This is a genomic window from Ruegeria sp. I1, assembly GCF_056532675.1.
This window is the reverse complement of record NZ_JBQFNM010000006.1, coordinates 152,331-170,719: the sequence shown is the minus strand read 5'-3', so window position 1 is coordinate 170,719 and position 18,389 is coordinate 152,331. Positions and strand designations below refer to the sequence as shown.

General features: G+C 55.6%; 19 protein-coding genes and 1 riboswitch. Of the genes, 7 read left to right on the top strand and 12 right to left on the bottom strand.

The window, feature by feature from the left end; translation table 11 throughout:
* Positions 1-61 precede the first annotated feature (61 nt).
* Entirely contained in the window at positions 62-802 is a 741-nt protein-coding gene (locus ACR0DH_RS13090) for a helix-turn-helix transcriptional regulator (RefSeq protein WP_480549692.1), read from the top strand.
* Here the strand turns inward: ACR0DH_RS13090 and ACR0DH_RS13085 are convergent.
* From ACR0DH_RS13085 to ACR0DH_RS13070, 4 genes are all read right to left on the bottom strand, one after another.
* Complete coding sequence (locus ACR0DH_RS13085) at positions 799-1,263, bottom strand: GFA family protein (protein WP_480549690.1); 465 nt, start codon at positions 1,261-1,263, stop codon at positions 799-801. The genes ACR0DH_RS13090 and ACR0DH_RS13085 overlap by 4 nt on opposite strands.
* Positions 1,264-1,299: 36 nt before the next feature.
* Positions 1,300-1,671 (bottom strand): VOC family protein, encoded by a 372-nt coding sequence (locus ACR0DH_RS13080; RefSeq protein WP_480549688.1) that lies wholly within the window; start codon positions 1,669-1,671, stop codon positions 1,300-1,302.
* A gap of 71 nt (positions 1,672-1,742) precedes the next feature.
* Positions 1,743-2,036: a DUF1330 domain-containing protein gene (locus ACR0DH_RS13075; RefSeq protein WP_480544627.1), complete on the bottom strand. Its 294-nt coding sequence runs from the start codon at positions 2,034-2,036 to the stop codon at positions 1,743-1,745.
* Position 2,037: 1 nt separating this feature from the next.
* Complete coding sequence (locus ACR0DH_RS13070; RefSeq protein WP_480544628.1) at positions 2,038-3,141, bottom strand: NmrA family NAD(P)-binding protein; 1,104 nt, start codon at positions 3,139-3,141, stop codon at positions 2,038-2,040.
* 83 nt (positions 3,142-3,224) lie between these two features.
* On the opposite strand from ACR0DH_RS13070, the gene ACR0DH_RS13065 reads away from it, so the two are divergent.
* Positions 3,225-3,893, top strand: coding sequence for a winged helix-turn-helix transcriptional regulator (locus tag ACR0DH_RS13065; protein ID WP_480549686.1), 669 nt, complete (start codon positions 3,225-3,227; stop codon positions 3,891-3,893).
* Positions 3,894-3,918: 25 nt separating this feature from the next.
* Here ACR0DH_RS13065 and ACR0DH_RS13060 read toward each other — a convergent pair whose 3' ends face one another.
* The gene (locus ACR0DH_RS13060) at positions 3,919-4,689 is read right to left on the bottom strand and encodes a helix-turn-helix domain-containing protein (RefSeq protein ID WP_480549684.1); all 771 of its coding nucleotides are present in this window, start codon (positions 4,687-4,689) and stop codon (positions 3,919-3,921) included.
* A gap of 121 nt (positions 4,690-4,810) precedes the next feature.
* On the opposite strand from ACR0DH_RS13060, the gene ACR0DH_RS13055 reads away from it, so the two are divergent.
* Positions 4,811-5,251, top strand: a complete 441-nt coding sequence (locus ACR0DH_RS13055) for a hypothetical protein (protein WP_480549682.1) — start codon at positions 4,811-4,813, stop codon at positions 5,249-5,251.
* 37 nt (positions 5,252-5,288) lie between these two features.
* On the opposite strand, the gene ACR0DH_RS13050 is transcribed toward ACR0DH_RS13055, so the two are convergent.
* Positions 5,289-5,861, bottom strand: coding sequence for a hypothetical protein (locus ACR0DH_RS13050; RefSeq protein ID WP_480549680.1), 573 nt, complete (start codon positions 5,859-5,861; stop codon positions 5,289-5,291).
* Between the two features lie 288 nt (positions 5,862-6,149).
* Here ACR0DH_RS13050 and ACR0DH_RS13045 point away from each other — a divergent pair, with 288 nt between their 5' ends.
* Positions 6,150-7,001, top strand: coding sequence for a MipA/OmpV family protein (locus ACR0DH_RS13045; protein ID WP_480549678.1), 852 nt, complete (start codon positions 6,150-6,152; stop codon positions 6,999-7,001).
* Between the two features lie 68 nt (positions 7,002-7,069).
* Here ACR0DH_RS13045 and ACR0DH_RS13040 read toward each other — a convergent pair whose 3' ends face one another.
* Both ACR0DH_RS13040 and ACR0DH_RS13035 read right to left on the bottom strand, forming a co-directional pair.
* The gene (locus ACR0DH_RS13040; RefSeq protein WP_480549676.1) at positions 7,070-8,233 is read right to left on the bottom strand and encodes a helix-turn-helix domain-containing protein; all 1,164 of its coding nucleotides are present in this window, start codon (positions 8,231-8,233) and stop codon (positions 7,070-7,072) included.
* 183 nt (positions 8,234-8,416) lie between these two features.
* Complete coding sequence (locus ACR0DH_RS13035; RefSeq protein WP_480549674.1) at positions 8,417-9,544, bottom strand: aminotransferase; 1,128 nt, start codon at positions 9,542-9,544, stop codon at positions 8,417-8,419.
* Positions 9,545-9,765: 221 nt separating this feature from the next.
* A riboswitch (cobalamin riboswitch) is annotated at positions 9,766-9,969 on the top strand.
* Positions 9,970-10,081: 112 nt separating this feature from the next.
* On the opposite strand from ACR0DH_RS13035, the gene ACR0DH_RS13030 reads away from it, so the two are divergent.
* Both ACR0DH_RS13030 and ACR0DH_RS13025 read left to right on the top strand, forming a co-directional pair.
* Positions 10,082-11,305, top strand: coding sequence for an aromatic ring-hydroxylating oxygenase subunit alpha (locus tag ACR0DH_RS13030; RefSeq protein ID WP_480549672.1), 1,224 nt, complete (start codon positions 10,082-10,084; stop codon positions 11,303-11,305).
* Positions 11,306-11,310: 5 nt separating this feature from the next.
* Positions 11,311-12,390 carry an FAD-binding oxidoreductase gene (locus ACR0DH_RS13025; RefSeq protein ID WP_480549670.1) on the top strand — a complete coding sequence of 360 codons (1,080 nt, stop codon included), beginning with the start codon at positions 11,311-11,313 and terminating at the stop codon, positions 12,388-12,390.
* Positions 12,391-12,438: 48 nt separating this feature from the next.
* Here ACR0DH_RS13025 and ACR0DH_RS13020 read toward each other — a convergent pair whose 3' ends face one another.
* A complete protein-coding gene (locus tag ACR0DH_RS13020) occupies positions 12,439-13,908 on the bottom strand; it encodes a multicopper oxidase domain-containing protein (RefSeq protein WP_480549668.1) in 1,470 nt (489 codons plus the stop codon).
* A 62-nt stretch (positions 13,909-13,970) separates the two neighbouring features.
* Here ACR0DH_RS13020 and ACR0DH_RS13015 point away from each other — a divergent pair, with 62 nt between their 5' ends.
* A complete protein-coding gene (locus tag ACR0DH_RS13015; RefSeq protein ID WP_480549666.1) occupies positions 13,971-14,420 on the top strand; it encodes a MarR family winged helix-turn-helix transcriptional regulator in 450 nt (149 codons plus the stop codon).
* 30 nt (positions 14,421-14,450) lie between these two features.
* Here ACR0DH_RS13015 and ACR0DH_RS13010 read toward each other — a convergent pair whose 3' ends face one another.
* Genes ACR0DH_RS13010 through ACR0DH_RS13000 form a run of 3 tightly spaced genes read right to left on the bottom strand, consistent with a single transcriptional unit; the run spans position 14,451 to position 18,337 of the window.
* Positions 14,451-15,596 (bottom strand): iron-containing alcohol dehydrogenase, encoded by a 1,146-nt coding sequence (locus ACR0DH_RS13010; protein WP_480549664.1) that lies wholly within the window; start codon positions 15,594-15,596, stop codon positions 14,451-14,453.
* Entirely contained in the window at positions 15,593-16,972 is a 1,380-nt protein-coding gene (locus ACR0DH_RS13005) for an aldehyde dehydrogenase family protein (protein ID WP_480544642.1), read from the bottom strand. The genes ACR0DH_RS13010 and ACR0DH_RS13005 overlap by 4 nt, the downstream gene beginning before the upstream one ends.
* Before the next feature lie 3 nt (positions 16,973-16,975).
* Complete coding sequence (locus ACR0DH_RS13000; protein WP_480549662.1) at positions 16,976-18,337, bottom strand: glutamine synthetase family protein; 1,362 nt, start codon at positions 18,335-18,337, stop codon at positions 16,976-16,978.
* Positions 18,338-18,389 lie beyond the last annotated feature (52 nt).

Here is an 18,389-nt window from a genome sequence, read left to right as displayed (position 1 = left end):
CAGGTCTGATCTGATATCTACACACCCTCTGCTGACAGCATATTGTCACCATAATGTCAGCATGGATATCTTACCCCACAAGGAGAGTGGAATCAGACGCGGTGATAGGCTGTTTGAGATCATTGAAATTCTGCGACGAGCTAAGGTTCCGATCTCGGGGCAGGCGATTGGCGCTGAGCTTGGAGTGACCAAAAGAACCATCTATCGCGACATCGCTGCCCTGATGGCCCAGGGCGTACCAATTCAGGGCGAAGCCGGTGTTGGCTATGTACTGGAGGCTGGCTTTCACATGCCGCCTCTAATGCTGACTTCGGACGAGATCGAAGCGGCAATTCTTGGCGCGCAATGGGTGCGGACGCGTGGCGAGCCAGAGCTGGCACTGGCTGCGGAAAAGTTGTTGTCAAAGATCGAAACGGTCAGCCCGGCACGGTTCGAGGCGTCGTTTGCGGCCCCCATCCTAAGCGTCGCGCCTGTTGATCCTGTGTCAGAGGTCTTGTCAGCGGCTGACATTCGCCAGGCCATCCGGCAACGTGCGAAGATTTCGCTGACCTATCGTGACAGCAAGAATACTCTGACGGACCGGGTGATCTGGCCGATCCTACTGGGCTATCGGGACGCGGGCCGGATCATTGCAGCTTGGTGCGAACTTCGAGAGAGGTTTCGATACTTCAGAACCGAACTGATCGTTCAAGGACAGATTTTGTCGGACAAAGTCCCTCGTCGGATGGACCTCTTGCGGGCCGAATGGCGCGCAGCGATGGAGGCTGAGCGCAAGCGGTACACCCTGGGGTCAAGCAGTTAGCCACCGGGTGTGCACCAGGTCGAGTATGCTGACATCAATGCCTGCAACTCTTCGGGTCTGGTCGGATACCTGTCGTAGCGATGGACAGAGGGAGTGTTGGACCATTCCAACTTGTCTTCGCGCATAACCTCAAGAAAAGGTTCAAACTTGTCTGCCTCGTCCAACACGGATGTGCGCAGGTTGATCCGGTCTGTTTGGCCGACCTCGGAATAGACAAAGCAAAGGCAGGAACGGCAGTAGAAATGCCGTCGCTCAGCCGAGTGTCGCCCGCCTGTTACCAGCGCGCCGGTGCATTCAAAGCTGTCGCGCGGAAACATCGTGGTCAACGAAAATGCGCTGGCGGTGAGTTTCTGGCAGTCGGCGCAATGGCAAGCCACTGTCAGCAGGGGCGGGGCCGTGATGTTTACACGCACTGCGCCGCAAAGACACTGGCCAGTATATGGGGGTTTTGGAATGCCCATATCAAACGGTTCCTTTTTCTAGGGTGAGGGTGCCCGCTAGCGAATGGGAGAGCTGATATCCACGGCTGTTCCGGTGGGGTCGCGCAACATCAGGCGTCGCTGGCCGTAGAACAGATCGGTCGGGGGCTGGATAATCTCGGCCCCGTTTGCAATGGCTTTGCGATACAACTCCTCGACGTCGTCGACGACGAAGGTGAGGATCGCACCAGCGGGCGGCCACGCCAGAATATCTGGAACCGACTCGTGATCTTTGTCAAGAATGCCCAGCTCGAATCCGGGCAGACCATCATCGGACAAAATGATGAACCATCCAAAATCACCGCTGCGTGTCAGGCCAAGCAGATCTTCGTAGAACGCGGCCGTCGCAGCGACATCATGGGTCAGGATGTTGGTAAAAGCTCGTTTCATCAAAAGGACCTTATGCAAATAGTTCAATCTAAATGGATTTGATCCCACCCATTAAAGGGTGGGACCGTGTATCATTCAAAAGCACTATAGGCCGTCATCACCTGACTGGAACTGGTATCTCGCAGGGCTACGATCTTCTTGTACTCGTCCGAGGTATTCCACCGTTCCAAGGTTTCGATGTCAGGGAAGCTAACAACAACGACCATGTCACCCTCGGTATCCGTACCGTTGAGTGTGGCACTCCGCATCCCTTTGAACAGGGCTTTGGCGCCGTATGGGCGGGCGATCTCTTGAGTCTTGGCCATATAGTCCCGAAATCCGGCAGGATCGGTTACTTTGATGGTCGATATCATTAGTGCAGTCATGTCAGGCGACCTCTCTGGAGCTTAGAACATTGGAAACGGCATGGGTGCGGCGCCAGGCGGGGTCGTCCTGACTGAATTTAGGGATTGCGATCGAAACAAAATCACGGTCATTCGCAACCTGGTCCAGATCGGGTGGCTGGGTGAGCAACATTCTGACAAAGCCGCCCATTGCCGCGATTGTACGTGATGTGCTGCGGAGCAAATCCGGGCGTGCAGCGACTGTTCGCTTTGCGATGGTCAAAAAACTCTCAGGCTCTCGTCCACCTAACCGTGCGACAGCGTCCGTTGGCGCGTTCACAGCAAAAGTTCCTCGCCTGTATTCTTCGCAATAAAGAGCGAGCTGCGAGGCCGCGGCTTCGGAGTAATTTGACGGGGGCATCGCTTTGAGCGCTTTCAGCATCATTCGTTCCGAGATATCCATGTACCGCACGCGACGCCCAAGTGCTTCACCAATGTCATTAGCAATCTGGTTTGGAGAGATCAGCTCGGGCCCCGTGGGTCGATAGGTTTGACCACTATGTGTTTCTGGATCCAACAAGGCAGCAACAGCGACACGCGCAATATCCTCGTTCGAGGGTGGGGCGTTTTTGCAGGTCTCTCCGTCGCCCAACGGCATCGCGAGTATCCCGAGATGGGCTGCCAGCCCAACACCCATAAGATAGTTGTCCGCAAACCAGCCCGGATTGATCGTGGTCACGCTCATTTCTGGGCGCATGCCAATCAGTATGTCGCTGATATACACCTCGCGCGTGAACAGAGATGGATGATCAACGCTTGAAAGCCATTGCCCAAGTGTGACCACATGCTCGATCTTGGCTTCAAAGGCTGCCGCAGTGAAGGCAGCATTGAAGTGTAATCCGTTAGGAGCGGTCGGGGCACATTGATAGGCGCGTTGCACACCTTGCATGGCTGTGCGCAAATCGCTCATATCATACTGATTACCAACGAAAACCTCAGCGCCAGCCGCTTTCAGACGATCTGCGCGATGATCTCTGGAACGCACAAAGGCTCGGACGCGGACACCCTTGGTAAGCAATTGAAGGGCTACGGGCAGGCCGGTTTTTCCAGCAGCACTTGTCACCAAAATCCTGGGCTGTGTTGACATTGCATCGACTCCATTCCATTCGATAGTTAAGGGAATAAAGCTGTTACTTTAAAAAATAAAGTAACGAAATCGTGAGGTGTGCAATGGCTAAGCCACGCTCATATAAACTGCTCTGTCCAATCGCACGCGGTTTGGATCGCGTGGGTGACAGATGGACGTTGTTGATCTTGCGAGACCTGCATGCCGGACCAGCGCGATTTACCGACCTGCAAAGCGGGCTCAGCGGGATCGCTGCAAACCTGCTGACCGATCGGCTTGCAAAGCTGGTCGCAGATGGGCTGGTTGCCAGACGCGATGGCCCCCATGGTGCGATGCTGTATGAACTGACAGATTTAGGGCGCCGGACAGGCAACCTGATTTTTGAGCTGGCGATGTTTGGTGCACTGTTTCCCAATACGGGCGAAATTGTCCGACCCGGAAACCTGCGTACAGTCGCGGTAACGCTCAACGCTGCCGCACAACGTGTTCACACTGGGGATTTGAGTGTGGTGGCAAGCCTTGTCGTGGATGGCGAAGCGTTTGAACTGAAGGCCTCAGACGGATCTGCAAGTGTATCTTATGCAGAAGCAACAAACCCTGATGTCGAGCTGCGTACCAACTATGCCTCTTTGCTGGCGCTGTCAGAAGGTGAAATGACCCGGCAATCCTTTCTAACCGACCATTCCGCGATTGAAGTAAACACAACCGGAAAGGATCAGGCTTTGCTAGAGCTTATGAGTTTGATTCTGGGCGTGTTTCAGCAACATGCTTAGTCCGCTAGTAGATCGTACCCCGCAGTCAGCTGACAGAAGCGAATGCATTCAAGGTGCCGCGCGTTTCTTCATCTGCGGGAAACAACAGCTCGATATTCAGATCGGCGACCACAATGTCTTCTGCGGTGCGAAACTGGGAAAAGGTGGAAAACAGGCTGAGGCGCAAGCCACCAGCTCGATATATTGTGGGGATCACAGGTGGCAAAGGTCCGGTAGGTCGCCAAGCTGCAATGGCCGGATCGGCGGCCAACCGCGCAACAGCTTCGTCCAGTTCGGATACTCCGCCAGCTTGTAAACTCTCGGATCGTAGACGGACCATCGTATGATGGCCAACCTCTCCCCAGTTTTCGATAATACTGGGTCCCCAATTAGGGTCGCAAATTGCTTTAAGCAAGCTATCGCCCTCGGACAGTCCAGCAACCTTCAACAACGCTCTTGCCGCTGTATTGAGATGTCGCAATCGCCAAAGCCCATCCAGAACTATCGCGGGGTAGGGATCGTGTCTGAACAGAAGATGTGTGATTGCATCATTGATGGGTTTCAGCAAGGCGCTGTCGGGGGATTCCTGCCTATAGAGGGCGGCAAATCCGGCCCCGTACAACAGGCGATTTCGCTCGGGTCTGGGGACATCCAGAACCTCGGACAGATGCAGAACCATATCGCGGCTGGGTCGGGCGCGACCGGTTTCCAGAAACGAAATATGACGCGCTGAAACATCCGCAAGACCTGCCAGTTGCAGCTGGCTTAGTCCACGGGTGCCGCGCCAGCCTTTCAGCAGCGAACCGAACTGTGCCAAAAACTGTCCTCCTTCGCTGTTATGCGCCGACTAAATCACAACCCTTACCTAACAGGTAATTGCTTACATTACCTGTGCGGACTTAGATCTCAATCATCGATTTAGAAAGAAAGGACATGCCATGGACCTGCAAGAGAAGCTTTTGAAAACCGGGGCCGGGTTGGTGATTTTGTTCGGCGGCGTCATCTGGATGGGGGCACATCCCGCTATGGATGCTGTGCCAACCTTTTTTGGCGATCTGATCTTTTGGCCGCTCGATGGCGCGCAGAGACTTACGTCCGAGGGGGCAAGACTGCTCAGCGCGATCGGCGGGGGGATCATGGTCGGTTGGGGTATCCTGCTCTGGGCGCTCGCGGGCGAGGGGATGCGCATTGCGCCTGCATTCTCAAAACGGGTCATCCTTCTATCGATCTGGACATGGTTCTGCGTCGACAGCCTGGGGTCTGTGCTGGCGGGCGCGCCGTTCAATCTGATCGGCAACCTGGTGTTCCTGGGGATGTTCACCATTCCGTTTCTGGACCGTTTCGCCTCAAAGGGTGCATCGACAGCAAAAGCCAGCTAAGGGCATTTCCAGCCGAGGGCCTCATGGACGTTCTGTTTCATGGGCCCAGATGCCGGTGGGTGATGTCGATATCAACGACGCACGGCGCAGAAACCCCAAGTTTTTCTGCCAGCCGGCGCGAAAATGAAACGGTCATGACGGCGGTTTGATTGATCCGTGTGTCACTGGCGACAAGGGTCTTAAGCTCAGTGGTGCTGGTTACTGCACCGAACATAGTACGCTCGGTTTCGACCACTGTGCCGTGCCACTGATTTGGGCCTTGTTTGGTCCAGCGCACATCTGCATCCAGCACGCGGTTAAACTGTTTGAAATCAAACGGGGCCTTAAAGGTCATCGAGTCGTGATACAGGATTTCGGTCTGGGGCCCGCTTTTGATCTCTTGCTGAATCTCAGGTGTGCAGCCGTTGACCTGACGAACGGTTGTCGCGCCTTGCCAGACACCATCTTTGGGCCGGATATCAGCAGCTAAGGCCTTTTGCGCCGAGGCGATGCCAAAAGCCAGCAGCATTGCAAGCAACAGCAGCAGGGCTTTTTTGGTGTCCGTATCCAGAACACGACCGGATTTGTAACGTCTTTGAATGAAAATGCGTTTTCTGTGCTTATGTTGCACGTTTCTACTCCTTTGTTTCATGGCCCCTGCGTAATCACGCAGTGGTGGGGAAACGCTAAGCCGAACAACATGTTTTAAGCGTCTCGACCCATCGGCGAGAACAGTTCGGGATGTCCCGTTCGACCGGACGGGACGGCAATCATTCGGATGAAGGATAGTTTGATGCTGCGTCTGATCAGGGCGTTTTGCCGATGCGCCTGCGATGGGGTGCATTTCGAAACGCTTTATCAGTCACAAGCCCGACGGTGCCTGACCGTCATCAAAACAGTAAGAAGATTGAGGAAATTCATGACATTGAATTCTCGTAGTTGCGGAAGGTTTGCCGCAATTGGATTTGGCGTTGTGCTGAGCAGCACGCCACTTTCCGCCCAGGTCGCCAACACTCTATCGGCTTCGGACAAAGACTGGGCATTTTACATCGGCGCAGGCGGTGGATTGGTCCCCGAATATCAAGGATCGGATGAATACGAACTGGCACCGCTGGTCACCTTTGAAGGCGTCTGGCGAGATAGGATTGTAATCTCGGATCAGGGGCTGGGCGCCTTTCTGTACGATCAGAATGGGTTTCGTGTGTCTGCGGCTGTTGGCTATGGCGGCGGACGGGACGAAGACGATAGCAACGATCTGAAAGGATTGGGCGATATCGACAATAGCGCTGTGCTGTCGCTGGGTACTCAGTTCGATCTGGGTCAAAGCCTGACCGCGACGGCGGATGTCAGGAAGTTTCTGGGTGGCTCGGAAGGTACTGTTGTGTCACTGGGTCTGCAAACGCAGGTGCCGTTTGGCGTGATCCGTGGTGCGCTGGCCCCCACAGGCCGACCCTATAGCGACGAAACCAGCCAAAACGGCGTTGTTCTGATCGGCGGGGTCTCTGTCGATTGGGCGGATGAGGACTACAACCAAAGCTTCTTTGGCGTGACCTCAGCGCAATCTGCCCGTTCAAGTCTGCGCCAATACAGGGCGGAGTCTGGTGTAAATGCGCTGAATGTCGAACTTGGCGTCAGCAAACAGATCGGCAGAAGCTGGGGTGTTACCGGCCTATTGGCCTATTCGCGCCTGCTGGGAGACGCGGCGGACAGCCCGATTGTGAAATCCAAAGGAAACTATGCAGCCGTCGTGTCAGTCGCCTACCAGTTCTAAGACCTGATAAACGATACCTCGTCGACTGAGCCAGCGCGGTGATCGTGCTGGTTCAGTTGCTTCCCAGACTAGTTGCGTACGTCAGAAGGCGTTTTCCCAGTCTCGCGCTTAAAAGCCTTGTAAAAGGCTGAGCGCGAATTGAAGCCAACATCATACGCGATGTTCAGAATGGTCTCGTCGGTCGAGGTCAATTGCTCGATTGCGTCATTGATCCGCCATCGGTTGATATAGTCAAAGAATGTGCTGTTCAGTTTGGCATTCAACGTTTGCGAAACATAATGCGATGTGACCCCGATATGTTTGGCCAGATCCCACAGGCTAAGGTTCGGTTCGCGGTACAGCAGGTCCTGGCTCATTGCCGTTTCGATCTTCTTCGCGATCCGCGCGGCGCGTTCTTCGTCAAGGGCTGATTTCTTGTATTTGCGCCCTGATGGCTCGTCGGGGTCGGGTGGGTCTGTCACTGGTGTTCGGGACAGGCCTGGGCGTTGGCGCAACCCCCATATGCCAATGACCCAGAACAGAAACAGCAGGGCAAGGCTTTCCAGGAAATCAAGCAACTCATCTTGTACCTCGAACCCGACAGCCTCGGACACTGTAAGTATGCTGACGGCCGCCGACAGAAACCAAAATGACATGGCTGCGAAAGTAATCACCCAAACCCAAGTCAGCTCTCGGTTCTCGGTGCTTGCAAAGACTTCGCGCAACCGTTTGCGGTAGATCATCAGCATTCGGATGATCAGGATCAGGTAAACGGCCATTATGATCCGGAACAGTACGTCAGCGGTCAAAACCGCCAAGGCGATCAACACAAACCGCAACAACCGGGGATCGTCCTCAGGTAGGTCAACATCGCTCAGATCCGTTGGCAGAAACATCAGCGATGACATGAGCAGCCCGGATATGATGATCGGGGGTAGGTGATACCGCAGCCTAGGCTTGGGCGCTTCATCCGCTTCGCTGGTCAAGGCGCGGACATAAAGCCAGAAAAGAAAGGGGCTTGCGAAATCAAACAGGACGACAAGCACGCTAACGCGCATCACAAGATTGAACTCGTCCTCACTTCCCGACGCGTCGGCGATCAAAGCGCCAATAGAGGACAGGCCTTGTATAAGAAACAGTGCGGCCAGGGGCATGAACACACCGGTATCGCGCTTTCGTAGAAACAGCAGGTTAGCACAAAACAGGCAGAGCCCGATAAAGGCGGTATCAACGAATTGGGTGGCGGATTCCAATATTACTTACTCTCTGAAAATCGACCACGGATGGTCTTGCGCTGCAGCCTCTTCATGCCCTCTAAAGCATGCGATCTGACATCTACCAATTTCATGGGATTTGTCGTCTCTTTTGATCGGACAGGACGTTTGAGACTGCGTTAGACAGGTTTAATCTAAATTCTTGCGCGGCCGTTCGGCGCGCTACGACTTGGCGTGGCGTGCCAGAAACTGCGAGAACCGGGCCAGCCCGGCTTTCAAATCTTCGGTTGGGTTGGTGTATCCAAGCCGCAGCCAGCCCTCCATGTCCATTGCGCTGCCCGGCGTCAGCATCACACCTTCTTCTTGCAACAGCGTCACGCATAGATCGCGCGAAGACATTGGTAGTTCGTATTTCAACAAGGCCGTAGTGCCGGATTTTGGCGGCACCCAGCTAAGCAGCGGTTCGTTTACGATCCAATCCTGAACGATCCGCAAGTTTTGGCGAGTGATCCGGTGCGCCCGCGCCAGTATCTTGTCGCGATGTTCCAGCGCCATGGCGGCTAGCATTTCGTCGATCTTGCCGACCGATATCGTGTTGTAGTCCCGGTGGATCATCACGTCATGCAGCATCTCTTTGGGTCCGGCGATCCAGCCAACCCGTAACCCGGCCAGCGAATAGGCCTTGGACATGCCTGCCGTGCTGATCCCTTTTTCGTACAGGTCTGCGACTGCGGCGGTGAAGCCGTCGCCTGTCTGATCTGTTCCGCGATAGACCTCGTCACAAAGCAACCAGGCATCGACACCACGTGCGATTTCGACGATTTGTTCCAGCAATGTGCGATCCATCAGCGCCCCTGTCGGGTTATTGGGATTGTTGATCACAATCAGGCGCGTATCGGGTCGCACCATCGCCCGCAACTCGTCCAGTTCGGGCAAAAAGGCGTTTTCGGACCGCAGATGCAGCAGTTCGATTTCGGCACCAATGCTTTCGGGAATGGAGTAGTGCTGCTGATAGGTGGGTATCACGGAAACCACGTGATCACCACGCGATACCAGCGTCTGATGCACCAGAGAGTTCGCGCCGATGGTCCCATGCGTTGTTAGGATGTTATCCCGGCCCTGTCTGTCATACAGGCCACAGATCGCATCGCGCAGGCGTTCTGACCCTTCAATTGCGCCATAGGTCATCTTCATGGATGACAGATCGTTCAGAATGCTGTTGTGCTGACCCGCCATGTCGAACAGTTCGCCCAGCGTGATGGACTGGACGCAGGTCTCAGCCAGATTGAGTTCGCAGGTCGTCTCGAACTCATTCATCCACATCTCAACACCAAAGGGTCTGATTTCCATTGGGGCTCTCCTACTTTTAGCATTTGGGGCGATGGCACGTAACGGACGCACGGTTATGAAGATGTCTTATACCGCCAAACCAGCCAAGCGGAAGATTGCGGGTTTGTGCCTGAAATGTATCCCGGGGTTTTACTTCACAAACCCGGATCCGACCCGGACATCGAGATGTCTGTTTTGAAACTGAAAATGTCGCAAGTCTCTCAGCATATGAACTGCGCGACTCTATCCTGTGCATGTGAGGTGCCGCTGTTTGAGTCTCAGACAGCGGAGAATTGGGAAGCCGGTGAAATTCCGGCACTGCCCCCGCAACGGTAAGGAAGGTCAGGTTCGGCAATCAACCACTGGGACGAGGATCCCGGGAAGGTGTCGCAACCGGGCGCAAGCCCCTTTCAAGTCCGGAAACCAGCCTTGCAGATATGTCAAACCGCGGGTGGCGGTGGGGGCACATGTTTCGGACGTGATCCTCGCGCGCCTCCGGACGGTTCCTCCTTGTCATCTGCCCAAGCAATGCCGCGGGGCGCGGCAGGAGAGCCAGAAATGAACAGCATTCAAAGCCTGTTGGCACGTCGCATCCCTGATCACGCGCTCGAGCAGGCGTTTTATACAGACCCCCAGGTATTTCAGGCCGATCTTGAAGCCATCCACTATCGCGATTGGCTGTTTGCCATTCCGGCCTGCGAGCTGGTGAAAGCAGGGGACTACGTAACCTATACTGTGGGTGCCTACCGCGTTGTCATTGTGCGTGGTGCCGACAACCAAATCAGGGCATTTCACAACACCTGCCGCCACCGTGGTTCGATCATCTGCAAGGCTGCAAAAGGCAATGCGCCTAAGCTGGTTTGCCCCTATCACCAATGGACCTACGAGCTCGATGGTTCATTGCTGTGGGCGCGCGATATGGGGCCGGATTTCGATCCGAAACAGCATGGGTTGAAGACCGTCCATTGCCGTGAGCTTGCCGGGTTGGTTTACATCTGTCTTGCGGACAACGCCCCAGATTTCGACATGTTTGCCAATACCGCGCGCCCTTATCTGGAGCCGCATGATCTGGGCAACGCCAAAGTGGCTTTTGAAAGTTCGATTGTTGAGAAAGGCAACTGGAAGCTGGTTTGGGAAAATAACCGCGAGTGTTACCACTGCGGTGGCAACCATCCCGCGCTATGCCGCACATTCCCTGATGATCCTGCAGTCACAGGGATCGAAGGGGGTGAGACGCCGCTGCATATGCAAGCGCATTTTGACAGGTGCGAAGCCGCCGGGATGCCCTCGCAATTCTACCTGCATGATGACGGACAATTCCGTATGGCTCGGATGCCTCTGAAAGAAGGAGCGCAAAGCTATACGATGGATGGAAAATCCGCCGTGCGGCGCTGGCTTGGCCGATCGCCTTTTGCGGATGCAGGTGCGTTGTTGAAATTTCACTATCCAACCACCTGGAACCACTTTCTGGCTGATCATTCCATCGTGTTCCGCGTCACACCAATCAGCCCGACTGAAACCGAGGTCACAACCAAATGGCTGGTTCACAAGGATGCCGTTGAAGGGGTCGATTACGATCTGAAACGTCTGACCGAGGTCTGGATTGCCACCAATGACGAAGACCGTCAGGTGGTCGAGGATAATCAACTGGGTATCAACAGCCCGGCCTATCTGCCTGGCCCGTATTCGCCGACGCAGGAATCTGGTGTGCTGCAATTCGTGGATTGGTATTGCAACACGTTGGCCGGTCGGTTGGCCCCCGAAACAATCGCGGCGGAGTAAAGGTGATGAAAGATCTCAACGCGGTTGCGAATATCTGGCAGGACAGCGAAACACTGGAATGCGTCTCGGTCGTGCCCGAGATGGCCAATACGGCCAGTTTCACCTTTCGCGCTCCGTCTGGGTCGATGTTTGCGTACCATCCAGGGCAGTTTCTGACCCTTGAAATCCCGGCTCCTGGGCAGCCGGGTGGGGTTGTGCATCGCACTTACACGATCTCATCTTCTCCCTCGCGGCCACGGTCGATCACCATCACTGCCAAGGCCCAGCCCGACAGTATTGGAACGCGCTGGATGCTGGACAACCTGCAACCCGGCATGCGGATCAAAGCCATCGGACCAGCCGGGTTGTTTTCGAATGTTGAAAGCACCGCTGGCAAATATCTGTTCATCTCTGCCGGGTCCGGGATCACGCCGATGATGTCGATGACCACCTGCATGTGGGATGAGGGGCGTGATCTGGATATTGTCTTTATCAACTGCGCCAAGCGACCGTCCGAGATCATCTTTCGCCAGCGGCTGGAACACATGGCCAGCCGAACCCCTGGCCTAGATCTGAAATTCGTTGTTGAAGAGCCCGACCGCTATCGCCCTTGGACGGGGTATCAGGGGCAGTTCAACCAGTTGATGCTGGGCCTGATGGCGCCTGACTATTTGGAGCGTGAAGTCTATTGCTGCGGCCCGGAACCTTTCATGCAGGCGGTACGCGATGCTCTGGTCGGGCTGGGCTATGATATGGACAACTATCATCAGGAAAGCTTTGGTGCCCCGGTTGAAACCGAGGCCGATCAGCCAGAGCTGGATGATGTTATCCCAGATGATGACAGCAAGGCTGAGATTGTGTTTGCAAGCTCCGGCGTGACTGCCAAAGTTGCCGAAACCGACACGGTTCTGGTCGCTGCACGGTCGGTTGGGTTGAACATCCCCTCGGGCTGTACGTTCGGCGTTTGCGGGACCTGCAAGGTTAGAAAAACAGCAGGTGAGGTGCATATGGTTCACAATGGTGGGATATCCGAAGACGATATCGAAGCCGGTTACATTCTTGCCTGCTGTTCCAACCCGATCGGTAAGGTAGAAGTAGAGGTTTAGTCTCAAAACCGCCCCGGGATGCGCCCCGGGGCGGTTTGTTTATTCGGTCTATGACACGGTGAACTGCCCCATCATGCCGCAATCTTCATGTTCCAGGATGTGGCAGTGATACATATAGGGCGCGTCAGAAGGCGCATTATGGTCGAACCGCACCAGAACTTCGGACCAGCCATCCTCGACATGGACCATATCTTTCCAGCCTTGCGCATAGGCGGGGGCGGGGCCTCCGTTTTGTGCGAGAATGCGGAAGGAACAACCGTGGATGTGAAAGGGGTGAAGTTGATCATCAACTGAGATACGCCAGATTTCGGTATCGCCTTTTCTGACCGTCTCATCAATCCGGTCCATTTTCATTGGTAGCCCGTTTATGGCCATCGCTCCGGCATCGCCGCAGAAATTGTCCCAAGCCAGCGCAAGTGCGGCAAGATCGGCCCCGACATTCATGTTCAACTCAAAGGATCGCGTGACTGTCGCCTCAGAGGGTTGGGCAGGGGAGAGATTGGCAAGTTTGGTCGGCATTGACCCGGTGAAACCGGTCTTTGCGGTTCTCGCCAACCGCAAAGCAGTCACTGTTTGGTTCCCTCCAAAAAGGTTGGCAAAGAACCCACCACCGTTCCCGTTCAGATTGACATTCAAGGCGTTCGCCTCAAGCGCGCTCATATCCACGAGCACCTCATACCTTTCACCAGGCGACATCAGGATGCTCTCCGCCTCGACCGGTGCGGGCAGAAACCCTCCGTCCGATGCGATCACAGTGATTGGCCCGGTTTCCATCGACAATCCAAGGAAACGCGCGTTACAGGCATTCAGAATGCGAAGCCGTACAAGGCCGGTCGGAACCGCTTGCGCAACGGGTGCGACGGCGCCGTTGACGATAAGGGTTTCGCCTTCAAAGCCATCCTCAAAAACGGCAACAGATACCTTGTAGCTCATGCGCCCTTCTGCATCGAACATCTTATCCTGCAGGATCAGCGTGAAGTCATCGACGCCATAGGTCTGTGGCAAATCGGCTGAAAGGCTGTCGTCATCTTCGACCAACAGGACACCGGCAAGCCCTTGATAGGTCTGGCGTGCGGTTTTGCCATGCATATGCGAATGAAACCAGTTCATCGAAGCGTGCTGAACAATCGGCACATCCGGCGACCAGACGCTGCCATGTGTGATCTCTTGATGCGGCCCGCCATCCACTTCTCCCGGAATATGCAGCCCGTGCCAATGAAGGGTCGAGGTGTCACCTATGTTGTTAACTACGTCAAAGGGCAGGGTTTGGCCTTGTCTAACCTTAAGAACCGGACCGAGGTAGCTGTTATTTATCCCGAAAGTCGCGCTTTGCGCGCCAGTGCCAAAGTCGTGCGTCGATGGGTTCAGCGTCAGCGAAATGCGTTCTTCGATCCCGTTTGTTAGGTCCGTCATTGGAATTAGTGGCAGGGCGCGCAGGACAGATTGGGCCCAGGCCATGCCATCGCCTGCAGCCAAGGCAGTCGCCCCAGACGTTTTCAGAAATGTTCTGCGATCCATTGAAGTCACCAATCAATATCAACTAAGATTGATGAAATAGGTGCGAAGGCAAATTGTCAACCGTGATTGATAAACATGACAATGACTTTCTGGGCCAGAACATCAAAGGCATGATGATGACTTTGATCGCCCATTGGAACGCGCGTATGGATGATGCGCGGGCACAGACAGAGTTTGCCGCGATACGGCCCGCAGATATGCAGGTCTTTGCCCAGCTGCGCGGGCGCACGGTCAAACTCTCTGTCATTCATCGAGAGATGGGGTTTTCCCGTCAGGCTGCACAGCAGGCGGTTGACCGGTTGGTCGTGCAGGGCATGGTTAGGGTTGATGCGGGGCCTGACAGTAAGCGCGACAAAGTAGTAACGATAACTGAAAAAGGTCACCGCTGGCGCAAATGCGCCGCAGATCAGATCAGAGAGATTGAGGCGGAAATCGCCGAGACCTTGGGGGCCGATAGCAAAGAGCATTTGCGCACTTTGCTAAAGGAGCTTGTCGCAACCACCCAAGCTTAGGGGCGGCCATTCCGGGCAATAGCTAGCGCCTTATCTGGTCGCTTCGAACAAGCCTCGGATATCTTGTGCCGTGAGCGGGACTGGATTGCCGCCTACGCTTGGGTCGCGCAAAGCGGCCTCGGTCAGCGCATCGAAATGCGGGTCTTTGACACCCAGTTCGGTCAGCGTAAGCGGAATGTTGAATGACGCATTGAAGTCGTCGACAAAAGCACAGAACCCGTCAAACCCGCCGTCAATCCCCAGATAGGCGGCCGCCTGATCAAACCTCGTGCGGATGGCGTCGGCGTTGAACTTCAAAACAGCGGGCATAAACACGGCATTGGTCGTGCCGTGGTGAGTATGATGAACTGCGCCAACGGGATGGCTGAGCGCGTGGATCGCTCCCAAGCCTTTCTGAAACGCCGTCGCGCCCATAGCCGCCGCGCTCATCATCTGGCCGCGTGCTTCCAGATCGCTACCGTCTGCATAGGCACGGGGCAGATACTCTTTGACCAGACGCATCCCCTCCAGCGCGATGCCTTGGCTCATGGGATGATAGTGCGGGCTGGAATAGGCCTCGACACAATGGGCGAAGGCATCCAGCCCCGTCCCGGCGGTGATGAATTTTGGCATGCCAACGGTCAATTCCGGGTCCATGATGACCTGAGCAGGCAGCATCTTGGGGTGGAAGATGATCTTCTTTTCATGGCTTTCTGAATTGGTGATCACGCTGGCACGCCCAACCTCTGATCCGGTTCCTGCCGTGGTGGGCACAGCCACAACGGGCGCGATCGCATCTTCATCCGCGCGAGTCCACCAATCGCCGATATCTTCGAAATCCCAGATGGGTCGTGTCTGACCTGCCATGAAGGCAACGGTTTTGGCCAGATCAAGGCCGGATCCACCGCCAAAAGCGATCACCCCGTCATAGCCGCCCGCATTATAGGCTGCCACACCGGCTTCGGCATTTAGATCCGTGGGGTTGGCGTCAACTTCGGCGAAAAGCCCAGTGCCCAAACCGGCGCTTTCCATCAGCGTCAGGGTTCGCTTGGTGATCTCATTCTCGGCCAGGCCCCGATCTGTGATCAGCAGGGGTTTCATAATGCCAGCCGCCGCGCAGGCCTCGCCAATCTCGGCGATGCGGCCAGCACCAAAGCGGATGGGATTAGGATAGCTCCAATTGGCGGTTTGGGTCATGATTTCAGCTTCTTCAAGTGGTAGGATTTGGGGCGGGTGACAGCGTGAAAGCCGAGAGCTGACAGGCCTGCACCGCGCCCGGTGTCTTTGCATCCGGTCCAGCACAAAGCAGGGTCCAGATAATCGCAACGGTTCATGAACACGGTGCCGGTTTCCAACTGGCGACCAATCGCCTCTGCTGCGTCGGCATCGCGGGTCCAGAGCGAGCAGGTCAGGCCAAACTGACTGTTATTCATCAGTTCAATGGCTTCGGCGTCATTTTGCACGGGCATGATACCCACTGCAGGTCCAAAGGTCTCATCCCACATGATCCGCATCTCGTGGGTCACGTCCGTTAGGATTTGCGGGGTCAGATAGGCGCCGCCATCATCGGCGGGCATGGTTGGGATATGGGCCGTTGCACCTGCTGCGATTGCCTCATCAATCTGGGCGCGCGCCTCCTGGGCGAACCGTATGTTGGCCATTGGGCCCAGTGTGGTTTCCGGGTTGCGCGGATCACCCAGCACATAGGTTTTCACCAACGCAACCGCCTTTTCGACGAAAGCATCAAACAGGCTGTGATGCACATATATCCGTTCAATCCCGCAGCAGCACTGACCCGAGTTGAACATCGCCCCGTCGATCAGCGTCTCAACCGCTGCATCGAGGTCCGCATCGGCACGCACATATCCGGGGTCCTTGCCGCCGAGTTCAGTTGCAACTGCCGTGAACGTTCCCGCTGCAGCGCGTTCCATGGCGCGGCCCCCGCCGACTGAACCGGTGAAGTTGACCAATCCGAAATGGCCTTCGGCAATCAGGGTCGAGGTTGTATCATGATCCAACACCACATTCGTAAACACGCCTTCGGGCAGACCAGCGACCGCGAAGGCCTCGGACAGATGTTCCCCAACCAAAATGGTTTGCGACGCGTGTTTCAGAACCACCGCATTGCCAGCAATCAGCGCGGGTGCAATCGTGTTGATTGCGGTCATGTAGGGATAGTTCCAAGGGGCCACGACGAAGACAACACCCTGCGGTTCCCGCTCGATCTTGCGCAGGAACTCATCCGAGTCTTCGATCACAACTGGGGCCAGCGCATCTGTTGCAATCGACGCCATGTAATAGGCGCGTTCTTCGAACCCGCCGAACTCACCACCATAGCGTACCGGGCGGCCCATTTGATGCGCAAGCTCAGTCACCATGCGATCGGTGGTTTCACCGATGTAAGCAACGGCTTTGTTCACAAAGGCGATGCGATCCTGCAAAGGCAACGCGGCCCAATCCCGCTGCGCCGCCTTCGCGCGCGCAATGGCATCCCGTGCGGCGTCTGCGGATAAGCATTCCCGTTCAGCATAGACCGAGCCGTCGATGGGAGAAGTACAAGTGATCTTGCTCATCTGTCAGGCCTTCTCAAAACCACGGGCGATTTCCCAGTCGGTGACAATACGGTCAAATTCTTCCTGCTCCCATTCGGCCGCGCGGGTGTAGTGATCGATCACATCATCCCCCATTGACGCGCGTAGCATGGATGAGTTGCGCAGAGTTTCGGTGGCTGCTCGCAAGGTGCGTGGGATTTCGGGAACGCTGTCATCCTCGTACATGTCACCTGTCGCGGCATCGGCTAGGGTCAGCTTGTCCTCGACCCCTTTCAGCCCGGCGGCCAGCAATGCGGCTTGGGTCAGATAGGGGTTAATGTCCGATCCTGGGATGCGACATTCAACCCGAACGGCCTTGGTATCTGCCCCACAGAGCCGGAAACCGGCAGTGCGATTGTCCACGGACCAGGCGGTTTTGGTCGGCGCAAAGGTGCCTTTTGCGAAGCGCTTGTACGAGTTGATGTAGGGCGCGAAGAAATAGGTACAGTCTGGCGCATAGGCGATCAGCCCGGCCATGAACTGCCGCATCAGGTCAGACATCCCATGAGCGCCATCGCCTTGGAACGCGTTCTCCGCGCCTTGCCAAAGCGACATATGCACATGCGAGGCGCTTCCGACGCGATCTTGATGCCATTTGGGCAGGAAACTGGCGGAATGACCCTGTTGCCAGGCGATCTCTTTCGTGGCGTGTTTTGCAATCGTGTGGTGATCAGCGCAGAGCAGCGCCTCGGCATATTTGATGTTCAGTTCTTCTTGACCAACCTCGGCCTCACCTTTGGAGTTTTCGATAGGAATTCCAGCGGCATACAAGTGATTGCGAAGGGGGCGCATCACATGTTCTTCCTTGGTGGTCTGAAGGATATGGTAGTCCTCGTTATACGGCCCCAGAGTGGTCAGGTCGCGGTAGCCTTCGGCGCGCATCTCATCAAGCGGTTTTTTGAAGATAAAAAACTCCAGCTCGGTGGCCATTTTGGGGGTCAGGCCCATACTTTCCGCACGGGCGATTTGTTGTTTCAAAACCTGTCGGGGTGCGTGTGACACTGGTGCGTGGCTGTGGTGATCCAGAATATCACACAGAACCATTGCCGTTCCCTCCAGCCACGGCACAGGCCGTAGAGTCTTCAGGTCAGGCTTCATCACATAATCGCCATACCCCTGGCACCAACTGGTCGAGGCGTAGCCATCCGGTGTCGCCATCTCAAGATCAGTGGCCAGAAGGTAGTTGCAGCAATGTGTTTCCTCATGGCCGCTTTCAAGGAAGTTCGACACATGGAACCGTTTACCCATAAGCCGGCCTTGCATGTCGACAAAGCACACTAGAACAGTGTCAATCGCGCCAGAAGCGGCCTGTTCTTTCAGTGCATCAAAGGTGAGCGGAGAGGTCATTTGGCAATCCTTGAATAGGGCAGGCAGCGCCCCGAACCTGTCGGGGCGCCGG